Origin of the sequence: Kribbella sp. NPDC051770 (genome assembly GCF_040681455.1) — a bacterium.
Classification (GTDB): Bacteria; Actinomycetota; Actinomycetes; order Propionibacteriales; family Kribbellaceae; genus Kribbella.
Genome location: NZ_JBFAYT010000021.1, coordinates 1 through 15,297 on the forward strand (window position 1 = coordinate 1; position 15,297 = coordinate 15,297).

At 71.3% G+C, this 15,297-nt stretch carries 15 protein-coding genes and 1 pseudogene; 7 read left to right on the plus strand and 9 right to left on the minus strand.

Going from position 1 to position 15,297, the window contains the following annotated elements; genetic code table 11:
* Window positions 1-7 precede the first annotated feature (7 nt).
* Window positions 8-232, minus strand: coding sequence for a hypothetical protein (locus AB0M01_RS38025; RefSeq protein ID WP_363677530.1), 225 nt, complete (start codon window positions 230-232; stop codon window positions 8-10).
* 80 nt (window positions 233-312) lie between these two features.
* On the opposite strand from AB0M01_RS38025, the pseudogene AB0M01_RS38030 reads away from it, so the two are divergent.
* A pseudogene (locus AB0M01_RS38030) lies at window positions 313-429 on the plus strand (TetR family transcriptional regulator); the annotation flags it as partial.
* Complete coding sequence (locus AB0M01_RS38035; RefSeq protein WP_363677625.1) at window positions 406-855, plus strand: hypothetical protein; 450 nt, start codon at window positions 406-408, stop codon at window positions 853-855. The pseudogene AB0M01_RS38030 and the gene AB0M01_RS38035, both read left to right, overlap by 24 nt.
* A gap of 118 nt (window positions 856-973) precedes the next feature.
* Here AB0M01_RS38035 and AB0M01_RS38040 read toward each other — a convergent pair whose 3' ends face one another.
* Window positions 974-1,936: an alpha/beta hydrolase gene (locus tag AB0M01_RS38040; protein WP_363677532.1), complete on the minus strand. Its 963-nt coding sequence runs from the start codon at window positions 1,934-1,936 to the stop codon at window positions 974-976.
* Between the two features lie 451 nt (window positions 1,937-2,387).
* On the minus strand, window positions 2,388-3,341 hold the full coding sequence (locus AB0M01_RS38045; protein WP_363677534.1) for a hypothetical protein: 954 nt from the start codon (window positions 3,339-3,341) through the stop codon (window positions 2,388-2,390).
* Window positions 3,342-3,631: 290 nt separating this feature from the next.
* Between AB0M01_RS38045 and AB0M01_RS38050 the strand changes: the two genes are divergently transcribed.
* Window positions 3,632-4,879 (plus strand): tyrosine-type recombinase/integrase, encoded by a 1,248-nt coding sequence (locus tag AB0M01_RS38050; protein ID WP_363677536.1) that lies wholly within the window; start codon window positions 3,632-3,634, stop codon window positions 4,877-4,879.
* Here AB0M01_RS38050 and AB0M01_RS38055 read toward each other — a convergent pair whose 3' ends face one another.
* Window positions 4,880-5,725, minus strand: coding sequence for an SDR family NAD(P)-dependent oxidoreductase (locus AB0M01_RS38055; protein WP_363677538.1), 846 nt, complete (start codon window positions 5,723-5,725; stop codon window positions 4,880-4,882).
* 138 nt (window positions 5,726-5,863) lie between these two features.
* Here AB0M01_RS38055 and AB0M01_RS38060 point away from each other — a divergent pair, with 138 nt between their 5' ends.
* Both AB0M01_RS38060 and AB0M01_RS38065 read left to right on the plus strand, forming a co-directional pair.
* The gene (locus AB0M01_RS38060; protein ID WP_363677540.1) at window positions 5,864-6,700 is read left to right on the plus strand and encodes a helix-turn-helix transcriptional regulator; all 837 of its coding nucleotides are present in this window, start codon (window positions 5,864-5,866) and stop codon (window positions 6,698-6,700) included.
* Between the two features lie 58 nt (window positions 6,701-6,758).
* Window positions 6,759-8,657, plus strand: coding sequence for a DUF2207 domain-containing protein (locus AB0M01_RS38065; protein WP_363677541.1), 1,899 nt, complete (start codon window positions 6,759-6,761; stop codon window positions 8,655-8,657).
* A 78-nt stretch (window positions 8,658-8,735) separates the two neighbouring features.
* On the opposite strand, the gene AB0M01_RS38070 is transcribed toward AB0M01_RS38065, so the two are convergent.
* From AB0M01_RS38070 to AB0M01_RS38085, 4 genes are read right to left on the minus strand one after another with little or no spacing between them, the layout of a single operon-like run.
* Window positions 8,736-9,263: a ferritin gene (locus AB0M01_RS38070; RefSeq protein WP_363677542.1), complete on the minus strand. Its 528-nt coding sequence runs from the start codon at window positions 9,261-9,263 to the stop codon at window positions 8,736-8,738.
* A gap of 52 nt (window positions 9,264-9,315) precedes the next feature.
* The gene (locus AB0M01_RS38075) at window positions 9,316-9,732 is read right to left on the minus strand and encodes a hypothetical protein (protein ID WP_363677543.1); all 417 of its coding nucleotides are present in this window, start codon (window positions 9,730-9,732) and stop codon (window positions 9,316-9,318) included.
* 17 nt (window positions 9,733-9,749) lie between these two features.
* Window positions 9,750-11,651 (minus strand): DUF2264 domain-containing protein, encoded by a 1,902-nt coding sequence (locus tag AB0M01_RS38080; protein WP_363677544.1) that lies wholly within the window; start codon window positions 11,649-11,651, stop codon window positions 9,750-9,752.
* Complete coding sequence (locus AB0M01_RS38085; RefSeq protein WP_363677546.1) at window positions 11,648-12,718, minus strand: hydroxyacid dehydrogenase; 1,071 nt, start codon at window positions 12,716-12,718, stop codon at window positions 11,648-11,650. The genes AB0M01_RS38080 and AB0M01_RS38085 overlap by 4 nt, the downstream gene beginning before the upstream one ends.
* 171 nt (window positions 12,719-12,889) lie before the next feature.
* Between AB0M01_RS38085 and AB0M01_RS38090 the strand changes: the two genes are divergently transcribed.
* Window positions 12,890-13,804, plus strand: coding sequence for a PAC2 family protein (locus tag AB0M01_RS38090; RefSeq protein WP_363677547.1), 915 nt, complete (start codon window positions 12,890-12,892; stop codon window positions 13,802-13,804).
* Between the two features lie 51 nt (window positions 13,805-13,855).
* On the opposite strand, the gene AB0M01_RS38095 is transcribed toward AB0M01_RS38090, so the two are convergent.
* Window positions 13,856-14,308, minus strand: a complete 453-nt coding sequence (locus tag AB0M01_RS38095; protein ID WP_363677549.1) for a DoxX family protein — start codon at window positions 14,306-14,308, stop codon at window positions 13,856-13,858.
* Window positions 14,309-14,451: 143 nt separating this feature from the next.
* Between AB0M01_RS38095 and AB0M01_RS38100 the strand changes: the two genes are divergently transcribed.
* The gene (locus AB0M01_RS38100; protein ID WP_363677551.1) at window positions 14,452-15,294 is read left to right on the plus strand and encodes an acyl-CoA thioesterase II; all 843 of its coding nucleotides are present in this window, start codon (window positions 14,452-14,454) and stop codon (window positions 15,292-15,294) included.
* The last annotated feature ends 3 nt before the right edge of the window (window positions 15,295-15,297 follow it).

Here is a 15,297-nt window from a genome sequence, read left to right on the forward strand (position 1 = left end):
GTGGTGCTCAGCGACCCAGAAGCGCCGGTAGCCGAGATCGTCGGCGGTCTGTGCGACCTCCATAGATGATGCGGCTGTTCAGCGCGACCGGGAGCACGCTCAGCGCGCCGATCGACCGGATCGCGTCGAGATGCCGCCGGGTCAGCGTGTCCCAGTTGGCGTCGTCCCACAGGTCGGTGGCCGCGCACGCCGGCACCGAGTGCTCCGCCGGCGCCGACTGCTCGGTCGGCACCGCCCGCTCGATCGGCACAGCCCGGGCGGCCCGCACCGCCCGGTCGCCCCGCCTCCGCCGAGGCCGATCTCCTCGCGGCGGCCCAGCGCCTGCTCAACCAAGGCGCCCGCTTCACCGACCTCAGCGCCCAGCAGATCGCGACCGAGGCCGGCGTTGCCCGCTCCAGCTTCTACGTGCACTTCCGCGACAAGGTCGACCTGCTCGTCCGCCTGGCCGCCCAGCTCACCGTCCCGAACTTCGGCACCGCCTCGGCCTGGAGCCCTGAGGACGGACTCGACGCCCTCACCGCCGGCTTCGGACTCATCGTCGCGGCCCACCGCGAGCACGCCGCCGTACGCCGGGCGGTCGCGGAAGCGGCGACGTACGACGAGACCGTCCGCGAGTTCTGGGAGCAGGAGATCAACCAGTTCACCGAGCAGACCATCCGCCTGCTCCGCATCGAGCAGGCCGAGGACCGCACCCCCGGCGACCTCGAGCCGGTCAGCGCCACCGAGATCATCGTCATCGGCGGCGAACGAGCCATCGTCGAACACGTCAACACCCGCCCCGAGTCCACCGACCCGGCCTTCTGCGCCGAGCTGGCGAGGATCTGGTGGTACGGCGCCTACCGCCGCCCGTCCTAGCCCCAGCCACCCCGCCGCGGCGCGCCCGGCTACCGACCGCGCCGCTCCCGGCTACCCGCTCCGCCGCGCCCGGCTACCAGCCGCGCCGCTCCGGGCTACCGCTCCGCCGAACTCCCAGCTAGCCCGCCACCGCCTCCAGCGCGCGCTGGATCGCGTCGACCCGCAGGTCCCATGTCCGCCGGGTGATCGCCGCGTCCGGCACGAACATGTCGTACACGTGGTAACCCCCGGGATGCACATGCAGCTCCGTCGGCACCCCCGCCGCCATCAGCCGCTGCGCGAAGGCGATGTCCTCGTCGCGGAACAGGTCGAGCGTCCCGACGTCGATGAACGTCGGCGGCAGACCGCTGAGGTCGGTCGCCCGCGCGGGAGCCGCGAGGCCGTCGGCGGGGGCGCCGTTCAGGTACCAGCCCCAGGCCTCCAGGTTCGCGAAGCGGTCCCAGATCCCGAGGTCGGTGATCTCGTGGCTCGACGGGGTCTCGTTGCGGTCGTCGAGCATCGGGTACGGCGCGAGCACCAGCGCGGGCCGCGGGCCGGAGCGGTCGCGGGCCGTCATCCCGACCGCGATCGCGAGACCGCCGCCCGCGCTTCCGCCGTACACGACGAGCTTGTTCGGGTCGATGCCGAGCTCCGCGGCGTGCGCGACGGTCCAGAGCAGGCCCGCGTAGGCGTCCTCGATCTGCGCGGGGTACGGGTCCTCGGGTGCGAGGCGGTACTCGACCGAGACGACGACCGCCTTGAGCCGCCGGCACAGCAGGGTCGCGGAGGCGTCCTCGGTGGCGATACGGCCGTAATTCATGCCGCCGCCGTGGATGTAGTAGACGACGGCGGAGTCCTGTCCGGCGTCGCGGTGCCGGTACGAGCGCAGCGCGATCGCGGGGGCGCCTTCCGGGCCCGGCACATCGGGGATCTCCCGCTTCTCGACGTCGTCGAACGTGGTCGGCGAGGAGGCCAACGCCTCGACTACTGCGCGCCGGCGCTCCTCCAGGGACTCGATGCCCTCGAAGCCCCCGGGCAGCGCTTCGAGGAACTCTTGTAGGGGACGACGGAGCTCTGGATCAATCAGTTCAGGCGGATTCACGCCAGCACGATAAGGTCGCCCGGCCCGGCCGTTTCGGGCCCCGGAGCGATCGCGACAAGAAGATGCCACAGGCATCGAACCGGCCGCGGACGAACCCGGGGCAACCGGCCGGATAGCTTGCATCGCAAGACGTTCCGACCTGTGGAACGAGCCGCGCGAGTGCCCGCGGGGGACCAGCGCAAGTAACCGCGGGGACCAGCGCGAGGACCCGCTGGGTCCAGTACTCGCGGGGGTCCAGGGCGAGCACCCGCGGGGACCCGCGCGAATGCCGGCGGGGAGCGTGGCGAGTACCCGCTGGGTCCAGGGCGAGCACCCGCGGGGACCAGCGCGAATGCCGGCGGGGAGCGGGGCGAGCACCGAATGGGTCCAGGGCGAGCATCCACGGGGACCCGCGCGGATGCCGGCGAAGACCAGCGCGCGCCCTCGGGGAGCAGCGCGTGCTCGCGGGGGACTACTCGACCGCGCGGGCCGAGAGTGCGCTGACCAGCGTCTGCAAGTCCTCCGGGTGCAGGCGAGCTGTCGCCCGGGCGCGCAGGAGATCCAGCTCAGCGGTGGTTCGGATTGCCTCTTGCTGTAGCTGCTCCGTTTGAGTTCGGAGAGCGAGCACCTCTGCCAGCGTCTGTTCGTGGGCCTCGGTCTGGGCTGCGTGCGCGGCTTCGGCCTGGTGGATCTTCTGCTGCTCGTCAGCGAGGTCGGCGCGAAGGGTGTTCAGATCAGCCCGCGCGGCTTCGAGCGCGTTGCGGTGGGTGACCTCGGCTGTGCGAGCCGCGTCGCGTTCGGCGCGGAAGGTCTCGGTGTCAGCACGGGCAGTCTCCGCATCGGCGCGGGCGGTCTCCACATCGGTGCGGAGGGCGTCGCGCTCGCGCATGGCGGCGTCGCGTTCGGCGAGGAGGCGTTCGGCGGCGATCGCGATCTCGCGGAGCTGGCGGTCGGTACCGGCGGCGCGTTCCGCGGCCTGGGCGGCTGAGGTTTCGGCAGTACGACGAGCGGCGACGGCCTCTTCGGCTTGCTGGCGAGCCGCGCCCAGGGCTTCGGTGGCGTCGAGGGCTTGGCGAGCGGCGGCGCCGGCGCGCTCGACGGCTTCGGTGCGTTCCTTGGTGGCTCGGTCGGCGGCGGCTTGGGCTTGGCGGGTCTTCTGCTCGGCGTGCTCGCGGGCCTGCTCGGCGGTTAGGCGGGCTTGTTCTGCCCCGGCGACCTGCTCGTTGGCCGTCTCCACGGCTGCCACGGCGGCGGCTTCGACCTCCTCCAGCCGCGCGGAGACCGCCTCCAGCGCGGCAGTCAGCGCCTCGACAGGGGCCCGTACGGCGTCCAGGTGCTCGCGCAGGCGCTCGGCGTCCAGCCGGAACGTCATACTGCCGGCATCCAGGCCGAGTGATCCCAGGGCTTCCTTCTCTGCTCGCGCCATCTGCGCGCAGGTTCGGCCGCCGTCCCAGCGCGTCTCGCGGCAGAACGTTCGCGGGCGTCCGCCTTGAAGTCCCGGCGCCGGCAGCTCGGCCCGGCACTTGCTGTACGCGCATCTTCCCGCCTCAACGATCATGGTCAGACCCTAGATGTTCGGGGTTATGAAACCTCGAAATCGGTTCGGCGTTTCTAAAACCAAACCTAACCACAACGAAACCGGTGTTTTGTGAGTTGGTGTTGAGACGGCCGGAGTGGGAAGCCGCCGGAGACTGTGCTGGGCCCGAAGATGGCCGGATGGACGGAATGCTGGCCGTGCTCGAGGCCGCCCGGAGAGCCCGCGAAGAAGCCGGCGAAACCGCCGAATTGGTTGCGTCAGCAGGTAGCTGGCCGGGGGTGGACGATCCGGAGACGCTGAGGGAGCAGGTCGCGGACTGGCTGAGCCAGTACGCGAACGCGGGGACGAGGAGGACGTACGGTTACGCGCTGGGGCTGCCGATCGCCTGGGTGGACCTGGTCGTGGGGGAGTCCCCGGCTGAAGATGGTCGGGCCGAGGGTGCTGGGAGCCGAACCGGCGGCAGTGGTCGTCGCGAGGGACCGCTGCACGACCTGGCGTGGTTCCGGTGGTGTGCGGGACGCGGGATGGACCCCCGCGCGGCGACCGGGCAGGACGTGAAGGCCTGGTTGCACCTGCTCGATGCGGCGGGGGCGGAGAAGCGGACGCGGCAGCGGATGCTCAGCACGTTGTCGGCGTTCTACGGGCACCTGACGGAGACCGGTGTGGTGCCGGCGAACCCCGCGGCGCTGAACCGGGCGCGGCTGGGGCTCAACCGGAGCTCGCGGGATGCCTCTCCGACGATCCGGTTGACGGCGACGCAGCTGGCCGCGTTGCTGAAGGCGGCGGGGGAGCTGCCGAACAGGACCCGCTTCAAAGACCTGTACGCCGCCCGCGCGGTCGCCGTGGTCGCGTTGCTGACCCTGGGGCTGCGGGTCTCGGAGCTGGTCGGGCTCGATCGTCAGCATCTGGTGGTCTCCGGCGGGGAGCCGATGCTGCGGGTGCTTGGCAAGGGCGGTGTGCATCGCGAGGTGTATCTGACGACGCTCGCCGCCGAGGCGCTCGACGGGTACCTGAGAGAGCGCGATCTGGTGAACGAGTCGAGCGTCCCGGCGCTGCGCGGACGGACGAACGGAAAGGCGACGACACCGCTGATCGCCACGCGGGACGGCGCGAGGTGTTCGCGGTTCGACGTCAACGCGTTGCTGCGGCGGGTCGCCGTCCAGGCGGGGCCGGCGCTGGAGGAGGTCGCGGACAAGGTGCATCCGCACGCGCTGCGGCACGCGTACGTGACGATCGCGCTGGAGCAGGACGCGCGGATCCAGCACGTCCAGGCCGACGTCGGGCATGCGAGCATCGCGACGACGCAGTACTACGACCGCGGCCGGCGAACGCGAGACACCACCGCCGCCGACCTGGTCGAGGCCGCGATCCGCGCCGCGAGCACGGACGCGACCGACGCGACAGACGACACCCCGGGAACGCCCTAGTCAGCTGGCCGGGTTCCCCTGGGCCAAGCGCGCCACGTGGTCCCACTGCTCCAGTGACGCCAGCCTCCCGGCGTACTCCGTACGCACAGCCTCCAGCCCGCCGGTGCCGAAGAGGGCCCGGAGCGGAGGCTCGGGGGTGTCGGTGATGGCGAACAGGGCCTCGGCCGTCGCGGTGGGGTCGCCGGGGGTCAGGCCGGTGGCTTGGGCGCCGGAGTAGAGGGACTGCCGGGCGTGGGTGTACGCCGGGTCCGCCTCGGTCTGAGGCGAGGAGCTGGCCAGACCGGTGGGGAACATGACGGGCTCGATCAACGTCACGTGGATGCCGTGGGCGGCGACCTCGGCGGCGAGGGACTGGCTCATGGCTTCCAACGCCCACTTGGTGGCGTGGTAGAGGCCGAGGGCGGGGTAGGCGACGAGGCCGCCGAGCGACGTGACCTGGAGGATGTGGCCGGAGCGGCGTTCGCGCATGCCGGGGAGGACTGCCCGGGTGGTCCAGAGGGCGCCGAAGTAGTTGACGTCCATCTGGGCTCTGGCCTGGTCCTCGGTGGCCTCCTCGACCGCGCCGACCAGCATGTGCCCGGCGTTGTTCACCAGCACGTCGATCCCCCCGAACGCCGCCTCGGCACTCCGTACGGCGTCCCGAACTGCCGCGGCGTCGCGCACGTCGAGCTCCAGCGGCAGGAAGCGCGCGCCGTACCGCTCGGCCAGCGGTGCCAGCGCCGCCCGGTCCCGTGCCGTCGCGGCGAGCTGATCGCCGCGCGCGAGGATCGCCTCCGCCCAGATCGCCCCCAGCCCGCGCGACGCCCCGGTCAGGAACCACGTCCGCGAAGTCGTTGCCTTGCTCATCAGAATCGTCTCCATCCGGCCGGGCGCTTCCCGGTCCGATCACCACAGTTCCTCGGTCCCGAGCGTCGCGGCAGAGTCGGCTTACCCAGGGATCGCCGGTCTCTGCCTGCCGGTTCGCCAATGCCGCAGACTGGGAGCGTGGACACCAGGCAGCTCGCCGATTTCCTCCGGGTACGTCGGGAGGCGCTCGACCCGAAGGAGGTCGGCCTCCCGCACACCGCGCGCCGGCGGACCCCCGGTCTGCGCCGCGAGGAGGTCGCGCGGCTGGCCGACATCTCGGCCGACTACTACACCCGCCTCGAGCAGGACCGCGCACCGCAGCCGTCAGTCGCGGTCCTCCGCTCGATCACGAGAGCGCTCCGCCTGACGCTCGACGAGCGCGACCATCTCTTCCGCCTGGCCGGGCACCAGCCGCCCGACCGTACCCGCTCCGACGAGCACGTCGCCCCGAGCCTGCTCGGCGTCCTCGACCGCCTGTACGACGTACCGGCGCAGGTGATGACCGACCTCGGCGTGACGCTCGCCCAGAACGACCTGGCCCGCGCAGTCTTCGGCGACCTCACCCGGCACACCGGGACCACGGGCAGCGTCATCTACCGCTGGTTCACCGACCCGGCCACCCGCGCCGGCTACCCGGTGCAGGATCACGCGACGGAGTCCCAGGCTCTCGTCGCCGACCTGCGGGCGGCCGTCGTACGCCGGGACGATGCGCCCGCCAAAGACCTCGTTGCGCGGTTGCTCGAGGCCAGCCCGGAGTTCGCGGCCCTCTGGAGCCTGCACGCGGTCGGTGTGATGCGCAGCCGCCGCAAGCGCATCCAGCACCCTGAGGTCGGTCTGCTGGAGCTCGACTGCCAGGTCCTCGTCGACGAGGAGCGCATCCAGATCCTCGCCCTGTTCACCCCGGCCCCGGGGACACCGGCCGCGGAGCGGCTCGCCCTGCTCGGAGCACTGGGCCCGGTCGCCGCGCGGCGGTGAGCGGCGTCGTACCGGCGGGGGAGCAGGCGATGGACTGAGATCTCGGTACTGTCGCGGCATGCGAAGGGGACTTTGGGCCGCCGTGGTCGCGCCGATCGTCGGGCTGCTGCTCGCCGGGTCGGCGCAGCTTCCGGCCAACGCTCAGCACGCGGACATCGGCGATGTCGTCAACAGCATGCAGATCGACTACACGGTCGGCGCCGACGGCGTGCTGCACGTGAAGGAGACGATCGACTACAACTTCGGCAGCTCCGGCCGGCACGGGATCTACCGCAACCTGGTCACTCGTGAGCCGTGGGCCGACGACGACGCGAAGGACCAGGAGTACCGGATCTCGAACATCGCCGTCGACAGCCCGAGCGGCGCGCCCGACGAGTTCGAGACCAGCACCACCAAGAGCAACTCGCAGCGCGACCAGTCGATCCAGATCAAGATCGGTTCGCCCGACGAGACGATCGCGGGCCGGCAGGCGACGTACGTCATCCAGTACGACGTCCGCGGCGCGCTGCGGCACTTCGACGACCACAGCGAGCTGTACTGGGACGCGACCGGCAGCGGCTGGGACGCCGCGTTCAGGCAGATCGCGGTGAACGTCACGGCTCCCGACAACAGCGTGCAGCAGGCCGACTGCTTCGTCGGCGCCCAGGGCAGCAACCAGACCTGCGACAGCAAGTCGGTCGTGGCCGGCAAGGGCGTCTTCACCGCTTCCGGTCTGGACCGCGGCGAGCAGCTGACGATCGTGGCCGGGATCAAGCCCGGGGTCGTCGCCAACGACGCTCCGATCGTCGTCGACCCGCCGGACTGGCTGCAGCGCAACGGCATCAACGTCCCCGGTCTCGTCACGGCCGGTCTGGTCACGCTCGCCGGACTGGCTGCCGCGGTCCTGTACGGCAAGCGTGGCAACCGCGATCTCCGGTACGCCGGGATGCCGCCCGGCGCGTTCCCGCCGAACGGTTCGACCGTTGCCGCGGTCAAGGACACGCTGACCACCGACCAGATCCCGGTCGCGTTCGCGCCGCCGCCGATCCCGGTCGGCGAGGGCGGGCTGCTGATCGACGCGAAGGCGAACACCACCGAGACCGCCGCGACCCTGATCGACCTGGCCGTCCGCGGCGCGGTCCGGATCGACAACACCGGCAACGAGCAGAAGGCCGTGCTGCTCAACCCCGCGCTCGCGACCGCGCCGCACGAGCAGGTCCTGCTCAGCAACCTGTACCCCGGCCTCGCGCCCGGCGCCGAGATCAGGCTGGAGCGCCGCCCGACCGGCGACAACTCGATGCGGCTCGCTCACGACGGCATGATCGACGCGCTGCGCCAGCAGGTGAAGGCGCGCGACTGGTACACCCGGATGCCCTGGGCCGCCCGCGGCAAGCAGCTGTCCGGCGTCTTCCCGTGCGCCTGCCTGGCGATGGTCGGGATCTGGGTCTTCGGCGCCGGCATCATCGGTACGGCGGTCGGCGCGGCCACCGGCGGCCTCGGCCGCGCGATCGTGATCGGGCTCCCGGTGCTCGCCGTGGTCGTTGCCCTGGGCACCGTTGTGTCGCAGCGCGCGAAGGGCCGGCGGAATCCCGCGGGCCGTGCGGTGACCGACCAGCTGGTCGGGTTCCGGCTCTACCTGTCCACGGCCGAGGCGGACCAGCTCCGGTTCGAGGAGGGCGAGGACATCTTCAGCAAGTACCTGCCCTGGGCGATCGCGTTCGGGCTGGCCGACCGGTGGCAGAAGGTCTGTGCGCAGCTGGTCGCGGCGGGCCGGATCCCGGCCGACCCGTACTGGTACACCGGTCCGTCGTACTACACCTCGGGCTGGGCGGCCGGCAGCATCAGCCAGACCGTGGCGCACACCTTCGACCCGCCGCCGGCGCCCGCGGGCAGCGGTGGGGGAGGCGGCAGTTCCTCCGGCTTCAGCGGAGGGTCCTCCGGAGGCGGCGGAGGCGGTGGGGGCGGCGGTTCCTGGTAACCAGCAGGTCCCTGCCGCCGGCAAGAGAGCGGGCCGCCGCGCGATGCGCGGCGGCCCCGAAACTCCCAGGTGGTGCGCTCAGACCTTGCCGCCGGCCACGGCCGGGGCGGTCGGGTCGGTGCCGGCGTCGCCGACCGACTCACGGGCCAGGTAGTCCTCGAGGTGGAACAGGTTGTCGCCGGCGCGCTTGGCGACGTTGACCAGGGTCGTCATCGCGGCGACCTCCTCGACCTGCTCCTTGAGGAACCACTGCATGAACTGCTCGCCGATGTAGTCACCGTCGTCGCGGGCCGCGCGGGCCAGCGTCTCGATCTGCTTGGTGACCGTGATCTCCTGCTGCAGCGCCAGCTCCAGCGGGTCCAGCGCGGTCTTGAAGTCGTTGACGACCTCGCCGACGCCGGGGATCTGCGGCCGGACGTCCATGTCCAGCAGGTACTTGACCATCATCATCGCGTGGTTGCGCTCTTCCAGGGACTGCTTGTAGAAGTGCGCGGCGAGCTGCGGGAGGTCCTGGTCGTCGTACCAGACAGCCACCGCCGTGTACTGCTGCGCGGCCGTGAATTCGTTGCGGATCTGTTCCTGGAGGAGTTTCGCGTACGTGCTCATGTCCAATAAGGTAGTGGTGAACAGGAGATTTCTCATCGTTGGCGAGGCTGTCCTAAACGGCGTGTCCGGTGACGTGGGAACGGATCGCGGGCAGGTTGCCCAGGGGTGCGAAGTAGCCGCTGATGCCGTGGTCGAAGGTGATCGCGGCGATGCCCTGCTGCAGCCAGACCGCGGACTGCGCGACAGCGTCGGCCGGGGTCAGCGCGAGCACCTCGACTTGTGCGTCGGCGGCGGCCAGGCCGTTCTCGACCGCGAAACCTCTGGCCCGCTGGGCGGTGGTGAACGCCATCAGGAACGGCTGGTCGTTGTTGACGCCGACGAACGGCTGCGGGTTACCGGGCTCGCCACGCTGGACGAACCACCAGCGGTCGAGGGCGAAGGTTGCTGACCACAACCTTTCCTGGTTGGCGGTGCTCGGGTCGGCGCCGACGGCTTCGGCGAGAACGTCGGTCGGAGAGGGTTCAGCCATTCCCCGACCGTACGTCGTCAGCGGTTCCCCAGCGACAGCGTTTCGGTGCGCCCGCCGGGCAGTGTGATCGTGATCTCGCGCCCGTCGACCCGCACGTCGATGCCCTCGGCAAGCGCTTGCGGCGCCAGTTCGTCACGGGTCAGCAACACGGCGTGAACAAGTACCAACGGTTCGCCGTCGTGTGCGGCCGTCAGGTACGGCGTGGCCGAGTGCGGGCCGAAAGCGTTCACCCCCAGCCCGCGGTGCACCCCCGCGGAGGTGTAGCCGTACAGACCGACGACCGAAGACTGCAGTCCTTCAGCAGTCCGCGCCGAGGCCCAACCCTCACCAGCAGTTGCCTCAGGCAAAGAATTCGCAGCCACCGCGTACCCGCCGCTCCGCACCAACGAACCAACGGGTCCCTCGACCAACGAGCACCTGATCTCCCAGTTGCCGTCGACCAGAGACGTGGTTTCGATGGCCCACGGCCCCTCCGAGCCGAGCCACGCCTTGTGCCACGACGACGCCGTACGGCTACCCATCCCCAAGCGCCGGATCCGGCCGCGGGTGCTCGTGTGCCCCGCGCCGTCGACCAGCGCGGTGAGGTTGTCGATCCGCGGCGCGTTGTCGGCCAGCTCCGGCCCGGCGTGGTTGGAGTACGCGAGCCGGTCGTAGTGCGAGTCGACCGCCGGCTCGACACCTTCCGGCTCAGCGAGCGGCGCGTGGTCGGCGCCGTGGTTGATCAGGCGGACGAGCTGGTCGTGCCGGCTGTTGTGGACGATCCAGCCGGGCGCGGGCATCGCGCGGATCTGGTCCTCGTCGTCCAGCGGGATCGACTCCTCCGGCGCGGACCACACCGGGTGCTCCGGCGGCAGCAGCAACCCGACGAACCCCTTCGAAGCCCAGTACGGCGAACCAGGCCCGGAGTACTGCTGCGTCGTCGGCAGGAACGTGTCGTACCACCCGAGCGTCAGCAGCCCCCGCTCGTCCGGTACGCCGTGCTGCACGAAGTGCCGCGCGATCCCCGAGCACAGCCGCCGCGTCTGACCGGGCGACAGCGGCGTCGAGTCCATGATCGCGCCCATCCAGTACGGCGCGGCCGCCGCCATCCGGTACGTCAGCGACCGCCCCTGGTAGACCGGCGCCCCGTCGTTGCCGACCAGGTGCACCGCGTCCTCCAGGAACAGCGCGAGCCGCTCCCGGTAGACCTTCAGCCGGTCGTCGTACGCCGCACCCGGCGTCGCCGCGGCCATCCGCGTCCACAGCGCCGGGTAGAGGTGCATCGCCCAGCCGATGTAGTTGTCGAAGTTCTGGCCGTCGCCGTCGGAGTACCAGCCGTCGCCGACGTACCAGTCCTCGATCCGGTCCAGGCCGCCGTCGATGTCGTCCTGCGAGTACGGCGCGCCGACCGAGGCGAGGAACTGCTCGCTGACGACCTGGAACAGCCGCCAGTTGTTGTCGTGCGTCGTCGAGCCGATGAACCCGCCGAGCCACTCCGCGACGTGCTCCTGCGCGCGGGTGTCGAGCCGGTCCCAGATCCACTCCCGCGACTCGTGCAGCGCGACGGCGATCGCCGCGGCCTCGACCATCTGCTGCGAGCGCGGCGTCAGCCGCAACCACGACTCGGGGTGGTCCGGGTTCGCGCCGTTCGCGACGCCGCGCGCGTAGCGCTCGATCAGCGCCTCGCAGCCTTCACCGCGGACCCCGGCGATCCGGAACGCGGCGAGCATGAACGACCGGGCGAAACCCTCGAGCGCGTCGGACGCCGTACCGGATCGACTCGGGCGCCCGGGCAGCTCGATCAGCGCGGAGCCGGGGGAGAAGTACGGGTCGAGCGAGTCGAGCAGGTGGTCGGCCAGCGCCTCCCAGTGACCACGCACCCACCCGGTCTGGCGAGACAGGACACGATCGGTGGCGGGCAGGACGAGGCGGCGGCTCATGCGATCCTTCCGAGTTCGGCGGGGCTGATGGCGTGCTGCAGGGGGAGACCCGCGGCCAGGCGTTCGACCTCGCCGACGGCGAGCTCGCCGAGACGGGCGACCTCGTTGCCGACGGCGCCGGCCAGGTGCGGGGTGAGGAAGACGTTCGGCAGGTCGAGCAGCCGTGAGTCCGGCAGCAGCGGCTCGGGGTCGGTGACATCCAGTACGGCGTCCAGCCGGCCGGCGACGCACTCGGCTTCCAGCGCGGCGGCGTCGACGATCTTGCCGCGGGCGGTGTTGATCAGCACCGAGCCGTCGCGCAGCAGGCCGAGCAGCCGCGCGTCGACCAGCCCGACGGTCTCTGGCAGCAGGGGAGCGTGCACGCTCAGCACGTCGCTGCGGCGGAACAGGTCGTCCAGCGACACCAGCTCGGCGCCGAGCTCGCTCGCCTCGGCAGCGGTCAGGTACGGATCGCTGATCAGAACATCCACATCGAATCCGCGCAGCCGTTCGGCGACCATCCGTCCGATCCGGGACGCGCCGAGCAGGCCGACCGTGGTGCCGTAGTTGCCGGGCAGGTGGCTCGGGTCCGGGCGGTGCCGGCTCAGCTTGTACTCCGCGCCGAGGCGGAAGGCGCGCTTGCCGCTGAGCACGATCGTGGCGACGGTGTACTCCGCGACCGGCAGCGCGTTGGCGACGACGGCCGAGGTGACCTGGATGCCGCGGTCGAAGGCGACCGGCGTGACGAAGCCCTTCACCGACCCGGCCGCGTGCACGATCGCGCGCAGCCGAGGTGCCGCGTCGAGCACCTCGGGCGTGATCTGCGGGCAGCCCCAGCCGGTCAGCAGGATGTCGACGTCGGCCAGTACGCCGCTGATCGCGGGCTCGTCGAGGAACGTGCCGTCGGCGCGGATCGGCAGCACGTCGGCGACCAGGTCGAGCCGCTTGCGCACCGCCGGGACCAGCACGCGGTCGCGGCTGGACTCGTTCATCGCGAGCAGCACGGTCGGCCGGCCAGCAGCCGGTGAGGCAGCCCGCGAAGGAGCGGCAGTCGGGGCAGGCGAGGACGGCTCAGAGTCGGTGCGCACAGGAGCACGCTAGCAAGCGCTTTCCGAATCCGCAGGTCCGATCCGCGTCGCAAGCGGTGAAAAACTTCTCAGCTGCTGGAATTCCTGCCCGGTGGGTGGGTGTTGTGGGAAGGGAAGGCAGGATAGAGGGGCCTACCCGCCCTGTTGGCCGCGACGAAGGAGACGAGAGACATGCTGCGACCGGACGACCTCTACGAGATCGTCGACGAGTCGGTGGCGACCGGCCCGGCGGCGACGCCCAAGGTGCTGGTGCATTCGCTCGACGGGTACATGGACGCGGGCCAGGCCGGCCGGGTGACCGCCGACCACCTCCTCGACGTACTGGACCACCGGCTGCTCGCGCGCTTCGACGTCGACCTGCTGCACGACTACCGGGCCCGCCGTCCCGAGGTGACGTTCGCCGAGGACCGCTTCATCGACTACACGCCCCCGCAGCTGAACCTGCACCTGCTCACCGACGACGCCGGGGTCGAGTTCCTGCTGCTGGAGGGCGTCGAGCCCGACAACCACTGGAACCGGTTCGCAGGCGCGGTCCGCCAGCTGATCGAGCTGTACAACGTCACGCTCACTGTCGGCGTGCACGGCATCCCGATGGGCGTGCCGCACACGCGCCCGCTGGGCCTGACGGCGCACGCGACGCGGCCCGAGCTGGTCACCCGGACGAACATCTGGGACGGCGAGATGCGGTTGCCCGCGAGCGCCGGCACGATGCTGCAGGTCCGCCTCGGCGAGGCCGGCAAGGACGCGATGGGCTTCGCGGTCCACGTCCCGCACTACCTGGCCGAGAACCGCTTCCCCGGTGCCGCGCTGGCGCTGGTGCACGCGATCTCCGCCGCGACCGGTCTGCTGCTCCCGAGCAAGGCGCTGCTGGACGAGGCCGCGATCACCGGCCGGATGGTCGACGAGCAGGTCGAGCAGTCCGACGACGCCTCCGCGGTGGTGAACGCGCTGGAGACTCAGTACGACGCGGCCGCCGGCTCGATCAGCCGCGGCAGCCTGCTGGCTGGTTCGACGCCGTCGGCCGACGAGCTGGGCGCCGAGGTCGAGCAGTTCCTGGCCGAGCTGAACCGCGACGACGACAAGTAACAGGCACGACGAAGGGGCCCCGGGATCATCCCGGGGCCCCTTCGTCATTGCTCAGACCGACAGCGTGGCCCGTTCACCCGGCGCCCGCGTGAGCACCCGGTCGAGGCTGTACCGGCCGGGCCCGACCGCCGCGAGCGTCAGCGCCAGCAGCCCGAGTACGACGACCAGCTCCCAGCCGCCTTCGGCGACGAAGACGCCGTTCGACATGTGCACGAACAGGAACGCCCCGGCCATGTCCAGCACCAGCAGGAGCCCGGCCACCGAGGTGAGCAGGCCGAGGATCAGCGCCGTACCGGCGAGCAGTTCGGCACCGGCCGCGTAGTACGCCGACAGCGACGGCGCCGGGACGCCCATCTGCTCGAAGCCGCGGGCGGTCGCGTCCAGGCCGTTGGTGCGGAACTTCTGCCAGCCGTGCGCGACGAACACCACGCCGGCGCCGACCCGGGCGATCAGCAGCGCGAGGTCACGGGTGTGGGTGGCCAGGCCGGAGGGGAGGCGGCTCACGGGGAACTCCTTCGGTCGAAACGAGTGTTTGGTTGCGCGTTCAACCGCAGCCTACGGACGGCGACCGAAAGCTCACCGAAAACGACCGCGTGAGGGCAGCCACAGATGCCCGGTGCGGGCCCGCGGACCTGTCAGGATGGGGCATGCCCGAGTCCCTGGACGATCTGGTCGAGCTGCTCGACCTGGAGAAGATCGACGACGACCTGTACCGCGGCCGCCAGCCGCAGACCTCCGCGCAGCGGGTGTTCGGCGGGCAGGTGCTCGGCCAGGCGCTGGCCGCGGCGGGCCGGACGGTCGAGCCGGAGCGGATCGTGCACTCACTGCACGGGTACTTCCTGCGCCCGGGCGACACCGCCGTACCGATCGTGTACCGGGCCGAGCCGACCCGGGACGGCAAGACCTTCAGCAGCCGGCGCGTGGTGGCCTCGCAGAACGGCAAGCCGATCTTCTACATGTCGGCGTCGTTCCAGCGCCCCGAGCCCGGGCTCGACCACGGCGACCCGATGCCCGGCGACGTGGTCCCGCCCGAGGAGGCGCCGACGCTGGCGTCGGTGCTGGAGGCGGCGACCGGGCGCAAGGCCGAGGACTGGAACAAGGAGTGGTCGGCGCTCGACATGCGGCTGGCCGGGGTGAGCGGCCGGCAGTTCTGGATCCGGGCCGCGGGGAAGCTGCCCGACGACCCGGCGCTGCACGCCTGCGTACTGGCCTACGCCAGCGACCTGACGTTGCTCGGGGCAAGCTTGTTGCCGCACGGGCTGGTGATCGGGGACCGGCGGATCCAGCCCGCCTCGATCGACCACGCGCTGTGGTTCCACCGGCCGTTCCGCGCCGACGAGTGGCTGCTCTACGACCAGGCCTCGCCGTCGGCGTCGGGTGCGCGCGGGTTCGCGACCGGCCGGTTGTTCACGCAGGACGGACGGCTGGCGGCGTCGGTCGCGCAGGAGGGGCTGATCCGCCCGGTCGGGCTGGACCCGGACGACCTCTAGGTC

Excerpts from the sequence above, each read along its gene's own strand:
- AB0M01_RS38100 (WP_363677551.1), top strand. The coding sequence starts at position 14,452 with ATGCCCGAGTCCCTGGACGATCTGGTCGAGCTGCTCGACCTGGAGAAG.
- AB0M01_RS38045 (WP_363677534.1), bottom strand. The coding sequence starts at position 3,341 with ATGGCGCGAGCAGAGAAGGAAGCCCTGGGATCACTCGGCCTGGATGCC.
- AB0M01_RS38055 (WP_363677538.1), bottom strand. The coding sequence starts at position 5,725 with ATGAGCAAGGCAACGACTTCGCGGACGTGGTTCCTGACCGGGGCGTCG.
- AB0M01_RS38090 (WP_363677547.1), top strand. The coding sequence starts at position 12,890 with ATGCTGCGACCGGACGACCTCTACGAGATCGTCGACGAGTCGGTGGCG.
- AB0M01_RS38075 (WP_363677543.1), bottom strand. The coding sequence starts at position 9,732 with ATGGCTGAACCCTCTCCGACCGACGTTCTCGCCGAAGCCGTCGGCGCC.
- AB0M01_RS38065 (WP_363677541.1), top strand. The coding sequence starts at position 6,759 with ATGCGAAGGGGACTTTGGGCCGCCGTGGTCGCGCCGATCGTCGGGCTG.
- AB0M01_RS38080 (WP_363677544.1), bottom strand. The coding sequence starts at position 11,651 with ATGAGCCGCCGCCTCGTCCTGCCCGCCACCGATCGTGTCCTGTCTCGC.
- AB0M01_RS38070 (WP_363677542.1), bottom strand. The coding sequence starts at position 9,263 with ATGAGCACGTACGCGAAACTCCTCCAGGAACAGATCCGCAACGAATTC.
- AB0M01_RS38050 (WP_363677536.1), top strand. The coding sequence starts at position 3,632 with ATGGACGGAATGCTGGCCGTGCTCGAGGCCGCCCGGAGAGCCCGCGAA.